The sequence below is a fragment of the Pseudomonas laurylsulfativorans genome, from assembly GCF_002906155.1.
Lineage (GTDB): Bacteria > Pseudomonadota > Gammaproteobacteria > Pseudomonadales > Pseudomonadaceae > Aquipseudomonas > Aquipseudomonas laurylsulfativorans.
On record NZ_MUJK01000002.1, the window covers coordinates 559503 to 574715 of the forward strand.

A 15213-nucleotide genomic window follows, 5' to 3' on the forward strand; every position below is an offset into this window, starting at 1 on the left:
GCTATTAGCCAGCAGCATCCCAAACCGCGCGAGATTCTAACAGCTTGCAAGCCGCTGCGTTAGATCCGTGTCTTTAGTGTATAGAGCATTTCGAGAGCACGACGTGGCGTCATGTCATCCAGATCAAGTTTGGCCAGGTCTTCCAGCACCGGATGCGGCAGGCTGGCAAACATGTCGCTTTGCTGCGGAGCAGCCGGTTTGCCCTTGGCGGGCGCAGGCACCTCATGGGGCAGGGCGGTGTCTTCCAGACGGCTCAAATGCTCCCGGGCACGGGTGATCACTTCACTCGGTACGCCTGCCAACTGCGCAACGGCCAGTCCGTAACTCTGGCTGGCAGGTCCGGGCAGCACGTGGTGCAGGAACACGATGCGCTCGTTGTGCTCGGTGGCGTTGAGATGCACGTTGGCTACCAGCGGCTGGGCCTCCGGCAGGACAGTCAGTTCGAAATAGTGGGTGGCGAACAGCGTGTAGGCACGCAGATGCGCCAGGCGCTCGGCCGCCGCCCATGCCAGCGACAGACCGTCGAAGGTGCTGGTACCGCGCCCGACTTCGTCCATCAGCACCAGGCTGCGCTCGGTGGCGTTGTGCAGAATGTTCGCGGTTTCACTCATCTCCACCATAAAAGTGGAACGCCCACCGGCCAGGTCATCGCTTGAACCGATCCGGGTAAAGATGCGGTCGACCAGCGACAGTTCGCAACTGGCTGCCGGTACGAAGCTGCCGATATGAGCCAGGAGCACAATCAATGCGGTCTGACGCATGTAGGTGGATTTACCGCCCATGTTCGGACCGGTGATTACCAGCATGCGCGTGTTGTCGTCCAGACTCAGGTCGTTGGCCACGAATGGCGTGGTCAGCACTTGCTCGACCACCGGGTGGCGGCCCTGGCTGATGCGCATGCACGGTTCGCTGACGAAGCGTGGGCAGTTCAGGTCGAGGTTCAGCGCACGTTCGGCCAGGTTGCTCAAGACGTCCAGTTCGGCGAGGGCGCCGGCGGTGTCCTGCAGTGGTGGCAGTTGGCTGATCAGGTCTTCGAGCAGCGCTTCATAAAGCATCTTCTCGCGGGCCAGGGCGCGGCTCTTGGCTGACAAAGCCTTGTCTTCGAACGCCTTGAGTTCCGGTGTAATGAAGCGCTCGGCGCCTTTGAGCGTCTGGCGGCGAACATAGTCGGCAGGTGCCGATTCCGCCTGCTTGCTTGGCAGTTCGATGAAGTAACCGTGGATGCGGTTGTAACCGACCTTCAAGTGCGACAGGCCAGTGCGGGCCTTTTCCCGTGCTTCGAGGTCGATCAGGAATTGCCCGGCGTTTTCGCTGAGCGACTGCAACTCGTCGAGTTCGCTGTCGTAGCCGGTTTTCAGCACGCCGCCGTCACGAATGACTGCGGGCGGGTTGTCGATGATTGCTTTTTCCAGGAGTGCCGCCAGTTCCGGGTAGGTGCTGGTGATGGTGGCGAGTTGCTGGAGGTGTGGGGCTTCGAGCTCCGTCATTGCCACTTGCAGTTCGGGCAGTGCGCCCAGGGCGTCACGCAAACGGGCGAGGTCGCGCGGACGGGCATTGCGCAGGCCGATCCGCGCAAGAATCCGCTCGATGTCGCCGATCTCCTTGAGCTGCGGTTGCAGTCTTTCAAAGCGGTAACCGTCGAGCAGGCAAGTGATCGAAGTCTGGCGCGCCAACAGCACCGTCAAATCCCGTAACGGGCGATTCAGCCAGCGGGTCAGCAGGCGGCTGCCCATGGCGGTCTGGCAGCGGTCCACCACCGATTGCAGGGTGTTGTCGCGGCCCCCGGCCAAGTTGGTATCGAGTTCCAGGTTGCGACGACTGGCGCCATCAAGCACCACGGTGTCGTCCAGGCGCTCATGACGCAGGCTGCGCAAATGGGGCAGGGCGGTCCGTTGGGTTTCCTTGGCGTAGGCCAGCAGGCAGCCGGCGGCGCCGATCGCCAGGGTCAGGTTTTCGCATCCAAAGCCCTTGAGATCCTGGGTCGAGAATTGCTGGCACAGGCTTTTGAGCGCCGAATCGCGTTCGAAATCCCACGGCGCACGGCGACGCACACCGCGGCGCTTTTCCGCCGGCAGATCCTTGGGCCAGTCATCCGGGATCAGCAGTTCCACCGGGTTGACCCGCTCCAGTTCCGCCAACAGGTTTTCCCAACCCTTGATTTCCAGCACGCTGAAGTTGCCGCTGGTGATGTCCAGTACCGCCAGACCAAACAGGCGCTCATCACCCAAAACGGCGGCGATCAGGTTGTCGCGACGCTCATCCAGCAGCGCCTCGTCACTCACGGTGCCCGGCGTGATGATGCGCACGACCTGCCGCTCCACCGGCCCTTTGCTGGTGGCCGGGTCGCCGACCTGCTCGCAGATCACCACCGACTCGCCCAGCTTCACCAATTTTGCCAGGTAACCCTCGGCGGCATGGTAAGGAATCCCGCACATCGGAATTGCCTGCCCGGCCGACTGCCCGCGGGCGGTCAGCGTGATGTCGAGCAACTTCGCGGCCTTCTTCGCGTCTTCGTAGAAGATCTCGTAGAAGTCGCCCATGCGGTAGAACATCAACTGGTCCGGGTGCTGGTTTTTCAGGCGCCAGTACTGCTGCATCATGGGGGTGTGGGAGGACAGGTCGGAGACGGCTTTATTCATCGGATTGTCAGGAAGCTCGTTGAAGGAGGTGGGGCAAAAGCGGGGCAATGGACGGGCTTTTCCGCGATGGGCGCAAGGTTACCATGGGCGCTCTACCTGACGCAGGCACCACGGTCGGGCGACATCTTTTACGATGCCCAAATCATGTTATGCATCGATTATGCAATTCGGCATTTGTCTTCTTCGAAAAGAACAAGCACTATGCGTGTTATGCAAAAACGCAACGTATCAACTGTCTTAAGAGCATTGCTCGATCAGCACGGGATCTCCCCCACGGAGCTTCACCGTCGTACCGGCGTGCCTCAATCCACGCTCTCGCGCATTCTCAGCGGGAAGATCGTCGATCCTTCAGATAGGCACATTTCGAAAATTGCCGACTATTTTTCCGTGAGCACCGACCAGTTGCGAGGTCGCGCAGACGTCACGCTCACCACCAATGCAGGGCGTGCCCAGATCCATTCTGAACTCAAGGATATAAGTCTGTGGGATGACGATACCCCTGTCGAAGATGATGAGGTGTCGGTTCCTTTTCTTCGCGAGGTTGAGTTGGCCGCAGGGTCGGGAAGATTTGTTATCGAGGAGAGCGAGCGCTCTATCCTGCGCTTCGGAAAGCGTAGCCTGCGTCATAATGGCGTGCAGTTCGACCAGGCAAAATGCGTGACAGTGCGGGGCAACAGCATGTTGCCGGTACTGCGCGATGGCGCCACGGTCGGGGTCAATGCCGGCAAGTGCGGCATTGGCGATATCGTTGACGGGGACCTTTATGCAATCAATCACAATGGCCAATTGCGGGTGAAGCAGCTGTATCGCCTGCCGACCGGGATTCGCCTGCGCAGCTTCAATCGTGACGAACATCCGGACGAAGATTACACCTTTCAGGACATCCAGGAGGAGCCGATTGTTATCCTCGGGCATGTCTTCTGGTGGGGTATGTACGCCCGTTAATACCCTCGCGTTCAGATAAAACCCGCTTGTCGAGCGGGTTTTTTTTTTCGTGTGCTGAAAGCATTGGATTGTCTTTTTTGATGCGTTTGTGCATTGACTAATTATGCATTGATGCATACTCTCGCTGCTTGTTCATTCAAGACCGCGGTGTGACCGTTCACTCAAGGAGGCATGAAATGACCGCTGAGCAATATGCGTTGCTGGACATGCCTCTTTGGCTGCTCATTCTCTTGCCAGCTCTCGGTGGTGTTGCCGGTGAAATGTGGCGTGCCGACAAAGACGGCGTTCGTGGCTGGCCCCTTGTCCGGCGCCTGTGCCTGCGGTCTGGCTCAAGCATGATCTGCGGCGCCTCGGCCATCATGCTGCTGCATGCCGCCAATGTTTCCATTTGGGCTGCTTGTGCGGGTGGATGTTTAGCGGCGATGGCCGGGACAGACGTAGTTCTCGGGTTATATGAACGTTGGGCAGCCAAGCGCCTGGGGATCGGTAATGCCCTGTCCGGTGACGTCCAAGATTGATTCCCCGACAGGCCTTTTCCAGAGCCTCTGGTTCTTTGCATTTTGATCACTCCAGTCGCTTGCAAGTGTGGTCTGCTCGTGTACGGTTAACCCATACCGCCCCATCAGGAGATGACTGTGAAAGTAATCACCCAGCTCGCCGCTGACCTTGGCAGGCAATTGCAGATTCTCAATGCCCATGTTTCCACGGCCGAGTCCTGTACGGGAGGCGGGATCGCCGAGGCGATCACACGAATTCCGGGCAGCTCGGCGTGGTTCGAGGCTGGTTATGTCACCTACTCCAATCTGCAGAAGAACCTGCAACTGGATGTCCCGGTGGAGTTGTTCACCAAGGTGGGGGCGGTCAGTCACGAGGTGGTCGAAGCGATGGCCAAGGGCGCGCAGGAGAAAAGTCGCGCGTATTTTTCCGTGGCGGTCAGCGGCGTGGCCGGGCCGGACGGTGGTTCGCCGAGCAAGCCAGTGGGCACGGTATGGTTGGCCTGGGGTGTGGGCGAGCGAGTGTTCAGCGAGGTGCAACACTTCGCCGGTGACCGCGACGAGGTGCGCCGACAAACGGTGAAGGCCGCGCTAGAGGGGCTGCTGCGGCATACCGCGGCAGAAATCTCAAATCAGGGGTAGGCGATCCGGAATCGCTGTGGAATAATACTGGCTACTTATACAGGTGTTGGCCGTCAGGCCTTATTGATTACGTGAGGACTTTAATGGACGACAACAAGAAGAAAGCCTTGGCTGCGGCCCTGGGTCAGATCGAACGTCAATTCGGCAAGGGTGCCGTAATGCGTATGGGCGATCAGGACCGTCAGGCGATCCCGGCCATCTCCACTGGCTCTCTGGGTCTGGACATCGCTCTCGGCATCGGCGGTCTGCCAAAAGGCCGTATTGTTGAAATCTACGGTCCTGAGTCTTCCGGTAAAACCACGCTGACCTTGTCCGTGATCGCTCAGGCTCAAAAAGCCGGCGCGACCTGCGCATTCGTCGACGCCGAACACGCCCTCGACCCTGAGTACGCCGGTAAGCTGGGTGTCAATGTCGACGACCTGCTGGTTTCCCAGCCGGACACCGGCGAGCAGGCCCTGGAAATCACCGACATGCTGGTGCGTTCCAACGCGGTTGACGTGATCATCGTCGACTCCGTGGCCGCCCTGGTGCCAAAGGCTGAAATCGAAGGCGAAATGGGTGACATGCACGTGGGCCTGCAAGCCCGTCTGATGTCCCAGGCGCTGCGTAAAATCACCGGTAACATCAAGAACGCCAACTGCCTGGTGATCTTCATCAACCAGATCCGCATGAAAATCGGTGTGATGTTCGGTAGCCCGGAAACCACCACCGGTGGTAACGCACTGAAGTTCTACGCATCTGTTCGTCTGGATATCCGTCGTACTGGCGCGGTGAAAGAAGGTGATGAAGTCGTCGGTAGCGAAACCCGCGTCAAGGTTGTGAAGAACAAGGTGGCTTCGCCGTTCCGTCAGGCCGAGTTCCAGATTCTTTACGGCAAGGGCATCTACCTCAACGGTGAGATGATCGACCTTGGTGTTCTGCACGGTTTCGTAGAGAAGTCCGGCGCCTGGTATGCCTATGAAGGCACCAAGATCGGTCAGGGCAAGGCCAACTCTGCCAAGTTCCTGGCAGACAATCCGGAAGTCGCGGCAAAGCTGGAGAAACAACTGCGTGACAAGCTGCTGTCGCCTTCGTCGGTGGCAGACGCCAAAGCTTCTGCGGTCAAAGAGACCGAAGACGACCTGGCTGACGCTGATATCTGATCGAAGCGATGACCGTCGTACTCGATACACTCGTCGCGGTGCGGCGAACCGCAATGGACCTGCTCGCTCGACGCGAGCACGGTCGTGTCGAGCTGACGCGTAAACTGCGTCAGCGCGGCGCCCTCCCTGAAATGATCGAAACAGCACTCGACCGGTTGACGGAAGAGGGGTTGTTGTCCGAAACCCGTTATCTCGAAAGTTTCGTTTCCTACCGCGCCCGTTCCGGTTACGGTCCTTTACGCATTCGTGAAGAGCTGGGCCAGCGTGGCTTGCAGCGCAGCGATATTGAACTCGCCCTGCGTGAGAGCGGTATCGACTGGCAGGAGCAACTGGCCGATACCTGGCGACGCAAGTTCTCCGGGCAATTGCCGGCGGACGTCCGGGAGCGAGCCAAGCAGGGCAGGTTCCTGGCGTATCGGGGATACTCCATGGAAATGATCAACCGCCTGTTCAGCGGGCGAGGGATGGACGATTGAACTGAAACGGCCCGCTATTTCGATAGCGGGCCGTTTTTTTATGCCTCACGTCACCTTTGACGTCTCCCGCGTGCGCTGTTGCACCAGGGGTTTTGATTGTGCCCAGTTTTCCGGCAGGTTGATGTAGTCCACAAGCTCGCGCAGGCGGCCGTGATTGCGGGCGTTGAAGTTGAAGACTAGTCGCGCCAGATGGCTGAACTCGGCTTCATTGTGTTCTTCACCGCTGTAGACATGCTGATGGAAGTGATCGCTCAGGCAAAGGTCGGCGAAAGCTTCCTGCATATGTTCGAGTGCGTGGTCGCTGAGTGTGTGGTTCATGCGAATCAGGAACTGGTGCTTGAGCCAGCGACTGGAGTGGAAGTTGCTGTAGAACTGGTTGATGTGCTCTACCGCTTCTTCGACGTTGTAGACCAGTTTCACCAGCTTCATGTCAGTGGGCAGGATGTAGTGGTTTTCCTCCAGTTGCTGATGAATGAACTCCAGTGCGCCTTGCCAGAATTTGCCGCCCGGCGTGTCCAGTAGCACTACCGGCACCAATGGGCTCTTGCCGGTCTGGATCAGAGTCAGCACTTCCAGCGCTTCATCCAGGGTACCGAAGCCACCCGGGCACAGCACCAGGGCGTCGGCTTCCTTGACGAAGAACAGCTTGCGGGTGAAGAAGAAGTGGAAGGGCAGCAGGTTGGTCGTGCCATCGACAGTGGGGTTGGCATGCTGCTCGAAAGGCAGGGTGATGTTGAACCCCAGGCTGTGTGTCAGGCCGGCTCCCTCGTGGGCGGCGGCCATGATGCCGCCACCGGCGCCGGTAATGACCATCATGTCCGAGCGCGCCAGCGCAGCACCGAGCTCCCGGGCCATGCTGTAGAGCGGATGTTCCATGGGGGTGCGGGCCGAGCCGAAAACAGTGACCTTGCGTCGGCCCTTGAATTGTTCGAGCACGCGGAAAGCCTGTTCCAGTTCGCGCAGGGCTTGCAGGGTGATTTTGGCATTCCAGCGGTTGTGGTCTTCCTGGGCCATACGCAGCACGGTCAGGATCATGTCGCGGTAGATCGGGATGTTCGGGCTGTTGGGTGAAATCAGCTTGAGTTGTTCTTCGACCTTGCTGATGAGGTCGTGGCCGCTTTCTTCAAAATGACGGCTCAGGAGGTCATTCGGTTGGTAAGGCATTCAACTTCTCCTTCTGCACAGAACCCTCGGCCCGACAACGTACGTCGGTGCCACGACACTCCATGTGTCGCTGTCTGCCCTGGCCCATGCCTGGGCGATCTACTTGACCCGAAAGACATCGGATCATCCAAACAGGCTCTGTTTTTCCTTGAATGAAAGAAACGTTCGCATAACACGACAAGCGACGGCCAGCCCCTTTCCAGCCCTGAAAAAGTGTACGTGGTTACCCTGAAATCTAGACCTTCACAGTGATTTTCGCTGCCTTGATCATTGCGCCACAAAGTCTTTCCTGGCAACCGCTTATTGACGATTTGCAAGGTGCTTTCACCACTCGTCTGAACGTCCGTCGCATGTGCTGCACTCTGATTTACTAAGTTACAGGTGTCACACGACAACTTTGCGTCTACGGCGGGGCGCACGGTACATGCGTTTTAAGGATTTATCGCTCAAACACGAGTGAAGTGCAGGGAGGCGGGAAACCATGGCCAGAGTCGTTCTGGAGATCGATACGCAGCTGTATCGATTGCTGGAGTCATCAGCCGAGACCCATCATTTGAGTCTCGAAGAGGAGTGCTGCCGGCGATTGCGTGGCGGTGAACGTCGCTCGCATTACCTGCAGGCGCTGCTGGCAGAATTGCGCGCCGAAGATGAACAACGACGCGCCAATTCCCGGTGATTACTTTTTCTTCTTGGCCGGTTGCAGGCAATCCGATTCCTGGAAGCTTGCGGAACCGACCGGACGGTTGGTTTTTACCTCGGTGAAGTCGTAACGCATGATCGCGCCCTTGGCCATCAGCTTGCGAAACCCTTCGTTTCTGCAGACGGAAGCTCCCAGCTGGAAGTACACGGCTTTTGGGTCGGCGCGCATCTTGTCGGCGTGGCTGCTCTGCACGCTCAGATGGTTGATCAGCTGTTTGCCTTCAACGGTGTAGCCTTGATCGAGTATGTCTTCGTTGATCGCTCGTGGAGTGCCGACGCTGCTCTGGGTGGCGACGTTTTGCAGCATTTTGTTCAGTTCCGTGTCTTTCAAGGACGCGGCCTGAGCGTTGAGGGACGACGCCAGCAAAATGGCCGCGGTAGGAACGATAAGGCGCAGCATGAAACTCTCCTGGTTCAGTGATGGGGTTTTGACCCGTCACGTGACTGTGCGTTCAGTGGCGGCGAATTATAGGGGAGGCGGGCTGGACGGTACAGGCTTGCACCGGACGGTCTGGTAAACTGCTGGCACTTTTTACCCTGTCGAGTGTTTTTCGTGTCGAGTTCCCTTCTCTGTGGGCGTTGCCCGCTATGAGCCATACCCCCGCGCGCTTTGCCTTGAATGCCGTAGCCCGCTTGCGCGATCAACGCGAGGAGGAGGGCATCAAGCCGATTCAGGCCCGCGGCTGGCGTGCGCCGCGTTGCCGTGATTGCCGAGTGATAGAGAGCCACTGCCTGTGCGCATGGCGTCCGCAGGTCGCGACCCGCTCCGGCGTATGCCTGATCATGACCAACAAGGAAGTCTTCAAACCGAGCAACACCGGTTGGCTGATCGCCGATGTGGTACCTGACAACCATGCCTTCATCTGGTCCCGCACCGAGGTCGATCCGAAGTTGCTGGCGTTGTTGTCCGACCCGCAATGGCAGCCCTACCTGGTGTTTCCGGGGGAGTACGTCGAGCCTGAGCGCGTGACTAACAGTGTGGATGTCGACGGCACGAAGCGCCCGTTGTTCATTCTGTTGGACGCGACCTGGACTGAAGCGCGGAAAATCTTTCGCAAGAGTCCCTATTTCGACCGATTGCCGATCCTCAGCCTGCTCCCAGAGAAACTCTCTCGTTACCGCTTGCGCCGCTCGACCCGCAGCGAGCACCTGTGTACGGCGGAAGTGGCGGCGCTGTGTCTCGATCTTGCAGGCGATGAGGCGGCAGCCTCGGCGCTGGATGCCTACTTCGACGTGTTCAGCCAGCATTACCTCGATGCCAAACATCAGTTGGACATGAACGTTTCGACCCCGGCTCATGCCGAGCTGAAGCCCTATGTCCAGTCGGTCACCCCATTGGTGGACTGATTGTCGCGCATACTGCAATAAAGTGTCCCGGCCATGCTGCTTGACCACCCCGGATTCGCTGGGCATGCTTGGCGCCGATTAGGGTGCGGCCAGAGGTTACAACGCGTTTTTTTGCGTTGAGCGTACCTTTTCAGTGCAGCTTGGTGGCTGTGCCTTGAGTCATTTTGGCGAGGTCCGAATGCATCGGGCGTCCCATGAAAAACAGGATCATTTGAAAGATGGCCACATACGAAATCCTGATTGCCGATGACCACCCACTTTTTCGCAGTGCCTTGCATCAAGCGCTGACCCTGGGCCTCGGCCCGGATGTCCGCCTGGTGGAAGTGGCGAGCATCGCCGAACTGGAAGTTCGCCTGACGGAAAAATCCGATTGGGATCTGGTCCTGCTGGATCTGAACATGCCGGGGGCCTACGGGTTTTCCGGACTGGTCCTGCTGCGCGGTCAGTATCCGCAGATCCCGGTGGTCATGGTCTCGGCCCAGGAAGAGCCGACCATCATGGTCAAGTCTCGTGAATTCGGTGCCAGTGGCTTCATTCCCAAATCCAGCGACTTGAGTGTGATCCAGAAAGCCGTGCGTGCGGTCCTTGATGGCGACGTGTTCTGGCCACCGCAGGCGTTCGAAGCGGTCAGCGTTTCGGCAGAGGCCAAGGCGGCCAGCGAAGGTCTTGCCAGCCTGACTCCGCAGCAGTTCCGGGTGCTGACCATGGTTTGCGAAGGTCTGCTGAACAAACAGATCGCCTACGAGCTGAGTGTTTCCGAGGCGACGATCAAAGCGCATGTGACCGCGATTTTCCGTAAACTGAATGTACGGACCCGGACCCAGGCCGCGCTTCTCTTGCAACAACTTGAGTCAATCTCCAGCCATTAAAGGCTGGCAACTTCACGCTTTTTTGACTTTGGTTGAACTAGCTTTCCCACTTCTTCTTTGTCAGTTGCCCACTCTATGTCACCTTTCAAAGGCCAGACCGGCCTGAAACGTATTCTCAATGCCTCCGGTTATTCGCTGGACGGCCTGCGCGCAGCCTTCACCGGTGAAGCCGCCTTTCGGCAACTGGTATTGCTCAACGTCATCCTGATTCCCTTGTCGTTCTTCCTGAATGTCAGCCGGGTTGAACAGGCGTTGTTGATCGCGGTCTGCATGCTGGCGTTGATCGTCGAGTTGCTCAACTCGGCAGTGGAAGCGGCCATCGACCGCATTTCCCTTGAGCGGCACCCGCTGTCCAAGAACGCCAAGGACATGGGCAGTGCCGCCCAGTTCGTGGCATTGAGCATGATTGCCCTGGTGTGGGCAGTGATTCTGCTCTAAGCGATCGTCGGCAGCACGATCTCGTCGCTGCGCTGAACCCCGGCGGTGAAGGCGCGGCACAGGTCGAGGAACTCGCGCATCGCCGAGGTCTGATATTTCTGTTTATGCCAGATGAAGTAAAACTGTCGCGCCAGATCCAGATCCGGTGTCTCGACAGGCACCAGGCTGCCGCGGCGGAAGGCGTCGCGCAAAGCCAGCCTGGAAATGCAGCCGATCCCCAGACCTGACTCCACCGCGCGCTTGATCGCTTCGGTGTGCTCAAGCTCCAGGCGGATATTTAAAGAAGAACGGTGATGGCGCATGGCTTGATCGAAGGTCAACCGCGTGCCGGAGCCCTGTTCGCGCAAGATCCATGCTTCGTGACTCAACTCGTCCATGGTCGCCGTGCCGCGCTTGGCCAGCGGATGCTGAGGGGCGCAAAACACCACCAGTTCGTCCTCGACCCAGCTTTGTACTTCGATGTCCGGGTGGCTGCAGTCGCCTTCGATTAGACCCAGATCAATTTCATAGTGGGCCACTTGTTGCACGATATTGGCAGTGTTCTGCACGTGCAGTTTCACCTGGCTTTCCGGGTGGCGCTGCATGAAGCTGCCGATCAGCAGGGTGGCCAGGTAATTGCCGATGGTCAGGGTCGCGCCCACGGCCAGCGAGCCGAACCCCGACTTGCCGTTGAGCAGGTCTTCGATCTCCTTGGCCTGGTCCAGCAAGGCCACCGCCTGGGGCAGCAGCTGTTTGCCGAGCGCGTTGAGGCTCAGGCGTTTGCCGGCGCGGTCGAACAGCTGGCAGCTACACTGTCGTTCCAGCTCGGTGATCGAGGTGCTCGCTGCCGATTGCGAGAGGTTGAGCAGGCCCGCAGCACGGGATACGCTTTCCTGCTGGGCGACGGCGACGAATACTTGAAGTTGACGGAGAGTAAATCGCATATCGATATAACCGATAACCCTTATCTTAATAATCCATTTAACAGATATTGTCTCTGCCTTTAGAATGCGATGCAATTGCGCAGAGCTCAGCTCTCTTTCGTAGAGCGCGCGCAGAGCAGGCGCAGACAATATTCCCAGGAGTCCCACGTACATGAGCAACATGAACCACGAGCGTGTCCTCAGTGTTCACCACTGGAACGACACTCTGTTCAGCTTCAAGTGCACCCGTGATCCGGGCCTGCGCTTCGAGAACGGTCAGTTCGTGATGATCGGCCTGCAACAGCCCAATGGCCGCCCGCTTATGCGCGCTTACTCGATTGCCAGCCCGAACTGGGAAGAGCATCTCGAGTTTTTCAGCATCAAGGTGCCTGATGGTCCGCTGACTTCGCAGTTGCAGCATCTGAAGGAAGGCGACGAGATCATCATCAGCAAGAAGCCTACCGGCACGCTGGTACTGGATGACTTGAAGCCTGGCAAACATTTGTACCTGCTCAGCACCGGTACCGGTCTGGCGCCATTCATGAGCGTCATCCAGGACCCGGAAACCTACGAGCGTTTCGAAAAAGTGATCCTGTGCCACGGCGTGCGTTACGTCAACGAAGTCGCTTACCGCGAGTTCATCACCGAGCACCTGCCGCAGAACGAATTCTTCGGCGATGCGCTGCGTGACAAGTTGATCTACTACCCGACCGTGACCCGCGAGCCGTTCGAGAACGAAGGTCGCCTGACCGACCTGATGCGCAGCGGCAAGCTGTTTAGCGACATCGGCCTGCCACCGATCAACCCGCAGGACGACCGCGCCATGCTGTGCGGCAGCCCGAGCATGCTCGACGAGACCAGCGAAGTGTTGAACAGCTTCGGCCTGAAGGTTTCGCCACGGATGCGCGAGCCAGGTGATTACCTGATCGAGCGAGCGTTCGTCGAGAAGTGACCGCAAGTCACCTGTAGGAGCAGCCGGTCGACGCTCGATTGCTCGCGATGGTCGTCAACGATAACGAGTGTTTACCGGGTAAACGCGGTGTATTCGAGTTCATCGCTGGCAAGCCAGCTCCTACAGTAGATGCGTAGCGCAAAGAAAAGCCCGCGTGACCTGAGACGGTGACGCGGGCTTTTTCGTTTCCGGGGTTATTTTACCGGGACAACTTCCAGCACGCGGATCAGCTCCGGTGTCGGGTAATGCCAGCGTACATCCAGATCCCAAAACTGCGCGCCGTATTCCCGCTCCGGTGCAGGCGTTTGATAGGCCGGGCGTGGATCCTGCGCCAGGCATTGCTCGATCAGCTCAACCAAAGGCTCTTGCAGGCGCTGGGCATGCCCGTGAGCCTGTTGCAGCGCTGCATCCGTCCACTGCACGGGGATCAGCTGCGGCGCGGCGCTGGCGATGTTATTGGAGGCTGTATCGATGATGTCGGCGTAGGGCACGTAGGGTTTGATATCGAGAATCGGCGTGCCATCCAGTAGGTCGATGCCGGAGATCCACAAGCGATTGGCTTCGACCTTGTCCAGTTTCACCACTGACTGCCCGATGCCATTGGGGCGGTGGGTTGCGCGAGTGGCAAACACGCCCATGGATTTATTGCCGCCCAGGCGCGGCGGGCGGACCTTCAAGCGAGGTTTTTCTTCCAGCGCCTGGTGGAACAGGAACAGCAGCCACACATGGCTAACTTGCTCCAGGCCCTGCACTGCGTCCCCTTGATCGAACGGTGCCAACAGTTCCAGCACGCCACGGGCGGCCGGGGCCAGTTGCGGCTGGCGCGGAATGGCGAATTTCTCCTTGAAGCAGGAGCGCACGAAGCCGATGGGGGAAACGCTGTAGGTCATGATCTGGGGTCGGGGCGAGATGAGGGTGGGCATGATAACCCGGCGGGCTTCAAGTCTGGTCGTGACTGTCCCGGCCTCTTCGCGAGCAGGCCCGCTCCCACAGGATTTGGGCAGACCACAAAACCTTGTGGGAGCGGGCTTGCGAAGGCCGCGCCGCCAATCTACAGACTGAATCCACCATCCAGCGGAATGATATTTCCAGTCATGTAGGCTCCCGCCGTACTCGCCAGACTGATCGCCAGTGCCGCCATCTCTTCCTCGCGACCCCAGCGCTTCATCGGGATCAACGCCGTATCCTGCGCCAATGCCTGTTCATCATTGCCAATGTGCTGGGTCATCTTGCTCGGAAAGCGTCCCGGGGCGATCACATTGACGTTGATGTGCTGGCTCACCAGTTCCCGCGCCAGAATCCTCGACAGTTGATGCAACGCCGCCTTGCTCGGCCCGTAGGCATACGCCTGTTCGCCGAAGGATGAAATCCCTGCCACCGAACCAATGTTGATGATGCGCGCCGGGTTGGCTGCCGAGCCGGCCTTGCGCAGCAGGGGCAGGAATTGCTGGATGCAGTTGAACACCGACGTCACGTTGAGCTGCATGACTTTCTCCCAACCCTTGATCGGGTAGCTCTCCAGTGGTGCGCCCCAGGTGGTACCGGCGTTGTTCACCAGTATGTCCAGATGGGAGATCTGCTCGCCCAGGCGCCTGGCCAGTTGCAGGACACCGTCTTCGGTGGCGAGGTTGGCCGCCATGGCGTGGCAGTGTCCAAGCGCTCCGAGTTCGTCGGCGGTTTGCTGGCAGGCTTCGGCGTCGCGGGCACAGACGTACACGGTGGCGCCGGCCTCGACGTAGGCCTTGGCGATCATTTTGCCGATACCACGGGTGCCGCCGGTCACCAGGGCGGTGCGGCCTTGCAGGGAAAAATAGGGATGCATGGCGAATCCTGAAAGCTGAGGTCTTTACACCCTAGTCGTCAGCCGCCAGAAGCGGAGCCACTATTTTTGCGCGGAATGGAAGGCCATTCGGCCTTGTAGGAGCGAGCTTGCTCGCGATGGTCGATAACGATAACGCATGCTTGCTGGATAATCGCGGCGTTTTCGAATCCATCGCGAGCAAGCTCGCTCCTACAGGGAACGGTTTACTGCGGGCGAACGCGCAGGGTCAGGCCCTTGAGGAAGTTACGCAGCAACTGGTCGCCGCACGGGCGATAGTTGGTGTGGCCGAACTTGCGGAACAGCGCGCTCAGCTCAGGCTTGGATACCGGGAACTCGGCGGCCTTGAGGATCGCGTGCATGTCGTCTTCCTTCAGCTCGAACGCCACCCGCAGCTTTTTCAGGATGATGTTGTTGGTCACCGGCACCTCGATCGGCTGCGGTGGACGGCTTTCGTCCTTGCCGCGCTTGAAGATCACCAGGCCGTCGAGGAAATGCGCCATGACTTCGTCCGGGCAACGTACGAAGCCTTCCTCGTCTTCCTCTTTTTTGTCGAGGTACGTCAGCAGGTCTGCCAGGGTCACGTCCATGCCGCCGAGCTTGATGATCTCGATGACTTTCTTGTCGCTGATGTCGAGCATGTAGCGCACGCTGCGCAGTACGTCGTTATGAATCATGTGTGCAG

Annotated in this window: 17 protein-coding genes; 10 read left to right on the forward strand and 7 right to left on the reverse strand. The window is 58.8% G+C overall.

The genetic code is table 11. From position 1 onward, the window contains the following. Nucleotides 1–59 precede the first annotated feature (59 nt). Entirely contained in the window at nucleotides 60–2639 is a 2580-nt protein-coding gene (gene mutS, locus B0D71_RS08895) for a DNA mismatch repair protein MutS (RefSeq protein ID WP_103394446.1), read from the reverse strand. A 210-nt stretch (nucleotides 2640–2849) separates the two neighbouring features. On the opposite strand from mutS, the gene B0D71_RS08900 reads away from it, so the two are divergent. The 5 genes from B0D71_RS08900 to recX all read left to right on the forward strand — a co-directional run bounded on the left by B0D71_RS08900 (nucleotide 2850) and on the right by recX (nucleotide 6338). Then, entirely contained in the window at nucleotides 2850–3584 is a 735-nt protein-coding gene (locus B0D71_RS08900) for an XRE family transcriptional regulator (protein ID WP_103394670.1), read from the forward strand. 176 nt (nucleotides 3585–3760) lie between these two features. Then, nucleotides 3761–4102: a phage holin family protein gene (locus B0D71_RS08905; RefSeq protein WP_103394447.1), complete on the forward strand. Its 342-nt coding sequence runs from the start codon at nucleotides 3761–3763 to the stop codon at nucleotides 4100–4102. Nucleotides 4103–4219: 117 nt separating this feature from the next. After that, nucleotides 4220–4720 (forward strand): CinA family protein, encoded by a 501-nt coding sequence (locus B0D71_RS08910; RefSeq protein ID WP_103394671.1) that lies wholly within the window; start codon nucleotides 4220–4222, stop codon nucleotides 4718–4720. Nucleotides 4721–4803: 83 nt separating this feature from the next. Then, entirely contained in the window at nucleotides 4804–5862 is a 1059-nt protein-coding gene (recA, locus tag B0D71_RS08915) for a recombinase RecA (protein ID WP_046041172.1), read from the forward strand. Between the two features lie 8 nt (nucleotides 5863–5870). Beyond that, on the forward strand, nucleotides 5871–6338 hold the full coding sequence (gene recX / locus B0D71_RS08920) for a recombination regulator RecX (protein WP_103394448.1): 468 nt from the start codon (nucleotides 5871–5873) through the stop codon (nucleotides 6336–6338). Nucleotides 6339–6383: 45 nt separating this feature from the next. On the opposite strand, the gene B0D71_RS08925 is transcribed toward recX, so the two are convergent. Beyond that, nucleotides 6384–7502: an LOG family protein gene (locus B0D71_RS08925; RefSeq protein WP_103394449.1), complete on the reverse strand. Its 1119-nt coding sequence runs from the start codon at nucleotides 7500–7502 to the stop codon at nucleotides 6384–6386. Between the two features lie 481 nt (nucleotides 7503–7983). Between B0D71_RS08925 and B0D71_RS08930 the strand changes: the two genes are divergently transcribed. Then, a complete protein-coding gene (locus B0D71_RS08930) occupies nucleotides 7984–8178 on the forward strand; it encodes a hypothetical protein (RefSeq protein WP_103394450.1) in 195 nt (64 codons plus the stop codon). On the opposite strand, the gene B0D71_RS08935 is transcribed toward B0D71_RS08930, so the two are convergent. Next, nucleotides 8179–8601 (reverse strand): quorum-sensing-regulated virulence factor family protein, encoded by a 423-nt coding sequence (locus B0D71_RS08935; protein WP_007971154.1) that lies wholly within the window; start codon nucleotides 8599–8601, stop codon nucleotides 8179–8181. 188 nt (nucleotides 8602–8789) lie between these two features. On the opposite strand from B0D71_RS08935, the gene B0D71_RS08940 reads away from it, so the two are divergent. The 3 genes from B0D71_RS08940 (at nucleotide 8790) to B0D71_RS08950 (ending at nucleotide 10855) form a co-directional block, all read left to right on the forward strand. Then, on the forward strand, nucleotides 8790–9548 hold the full coding sequence (locus B0D71_RS08940; protein WP_103394451.1) for a tRNA-uridine aminocarboxypropyltransferase: 759 nt from the start codon (nucleotides 8790–8792) through the stop codon (nucleotides 9546–9548). Between the two features lie 218 nt (nucleotides 9549–9766). Next, the gene (erdR, locus tag B0D71_RS08945; RefSeq protein ID WP_103394452.1) at nucleotides 9767–10417 is read left to right on the forward strand and encodes a response regulator transcription factor ErdR; all 651 of its coding nucleotides are present in this window, start codon (nucleotides 9767–9769) and stop codon (nucleotides 10415–10417) included. A 75-nt stretch (nucleotides 10418–10492) separates the two neighbouring features. Continuing rightward, complete coding sequence (locus B0D71_RS08950) at nucleotides 10493–10855, forward strand: diacylglycerol kinase (RefSeq protein WP_085724535.1); 363 nt, start codon at nucleotides 10493–10495, stop codon at nucleotides 10853–10855. On the opposite strand, the gene B0D71_RS08955 is transcribed toward B0D71_RS08950, so the two are convergent. Further along, on the reverse strand, nucleotides 10852–11778 hold the full coding sequence (locus B0D71_RS08955) for a LysR family transcriptional regulator (protein WP_033047456.1): 927 nt from the start codon (nucleotides 11776–11778) through the stop codon (nucleotides 10852–10854). The genes B0D71_RS08950 and B0D71_RS08955 overlap by 4 nt on opposite strands. Before the next feature lie 151 nt (nucleotides 11779–11929). On the opposite strand from B0D71_RS08955, the gene fpr reads away from it, so the two are divergent. Further along, on the forward strand, nucleotides 11930–12709 hold the full coding sequence (gene fpr, locus B0D71_RS08960; RefSeq protein ID WP_008054100.1) for a ferredoxin-NADP reductase: 780 nt from the start codon (nucleotides 11930–11932) through the stop codon (nucleotides 12707–12709). A gap of 194 nt (nucleotides 12710–12903) precedes the next feature. Here the strand turns inward: fpr and tsaA are convergent, their stop codons facing one another. From tsaA to B0D71_RS08975, 3 genes are all read right to left on the reverse strand, one after another. Beyond that, on the reverse strand, nucleotides 12904–13599 hold the full coding sequence (gene tsaA / locus B0D71_RS08965; RefSeq protein ID WP_103394453.1) for a tRNA (N6-threonylcarbamoyladenosine(37)-N6)-methyltransferase TrmO: 696 nt from the start codon (nucleotides 13597–13599) through the stop codon (nucleotides 12904–12906). A gap of 161 nt (nucleotides 13600–13760) precedes the next feature. Next, complete coding sequence (locus B0D71_RS08970) at nucleotides 13761–14531, reverse strand: SDR family oxidoreductase (protein WP_103394454.1); 771 nt, start codon at nucleotides 14529–14531, stop codon at nucleotides 13761–13763. Nucleotides 14532–14734: 203 nt separating this feature from the next. Next, nucleotides 14735–15205, reverse strand: coding sequence for a YehS family protein (locus B0D71_RS08975; RefSeq protein ID WP_103394455.1), 471 nt, complete (start codon nucleotides 15203–15205; stop codon nucleotides 14735–14737). Nucleotides 15206–15213: the final 8 nt, after the last annotated feature.

Coding starts and splice junctions, on each gene's coding strand:
- mutS (WP_103394446.1), bottom strand. CDS start 2,639: ATGAATAAAGCCGTCTCCGACCTGTCCTCCCACACCCCCATGATGCAG.
- B0D71_RS08900 (WP_103394670.1), top strand. CDS start 2,850: ATGCAAAAACGCAACGTATCAACTGTCTTAAGAGCATTGCTCGATCAG.
- B0D71_RS08905 (WP_103394447.1), top strand. CDS start 3,761: ATGACCGCTGAGCAATATGCGTTGCTGGACATGCCTCTTTGGCTGCTC.
- recA (WP_046041172.1), top strand. CDS start 4,804: ATGGACGACAACAAGAAGAAAGCCTTGGCTGCGGCCCTGGGTCAGATC.
- recX (WP_103394448.1), top strand. CDS start 5,871: ATGACCGTCGTACTCGATACACTCGTCGCGGTGCGGCGAACCGCAATG.
- B0D71_RS08925 (WP_103394449.1), bottom strand. CDS start 7,502: ATGCCTTACCAACCGAATGACCTCCTGAGCCGTCATTTTGAAGAAAGC.
- B0D71_RS08930 (WP_103394450.1), top strand. CDS start 7,984: ATGGCCAGAGTCGTTCTGGAGATCGATACGCAGCTGTATCGATTGCTG.
- B0D71_RS08935 (WP_007971154.1), bottom strand. CDS start 8,601: ATGCTGCGCCTTATCGTTCCTACCGCGGCCATTTTGCTGGCGTCGTCC.
- B0D71_RS08940 (WP_103394451.1), top strand. CDS start 8,790: ATGAGCCATACCCCCGCGCGCTTTGCCTTGAATGCCGTAGCCCGCTTG.
- erdR (WP_103394452.1), top strand. CDS start 9,767: ATGGCCACATACGAAATCCTGATTGCCGATGACCACCCACTTTTTCGC.
- B0D71_RS08950 (WP_085724535.1), top strand. CDS start 10,493: ATGTCACCTTTCAAAGGCCAGACCGGCCTGAAACGTATTCTCAATGCC.
- B0D71_RS08955 (WP_033047456.1), bottom strand. CDS start 11,778: ATGCGATTTACTCTCCGTCAACTTCAAGTATTCGTCGCCGTCGCCCAG.
- fpr (WP_008054100.1), top strand. CDS start 11,930: ATGAGCAACATGAACCACGAGCGTGTCCTCAGTGTTCACCACTGGAAC.
- tsaA (WP_103394453.1), bottom strand. CDS start 13,599: ATGACCTACAGCGTTTCCCCCATCGGCTTCGTGCGCTCCTGCTTCAAG.
- B0D71_RS08970 (WP_103394454.1), bottom strand. CDS start 14,531: ATGCATCCCTATTTTTCCCTGCAAGGCCGCACCGCCCTGGTGACCGGC.
- B0D71_RS08975 (WP_103394455.1), bottom strand. CDS start 15,205: ATGATTCATAACGACGTACTGCGCAGCGTGCGCTACATGCTCGACATC.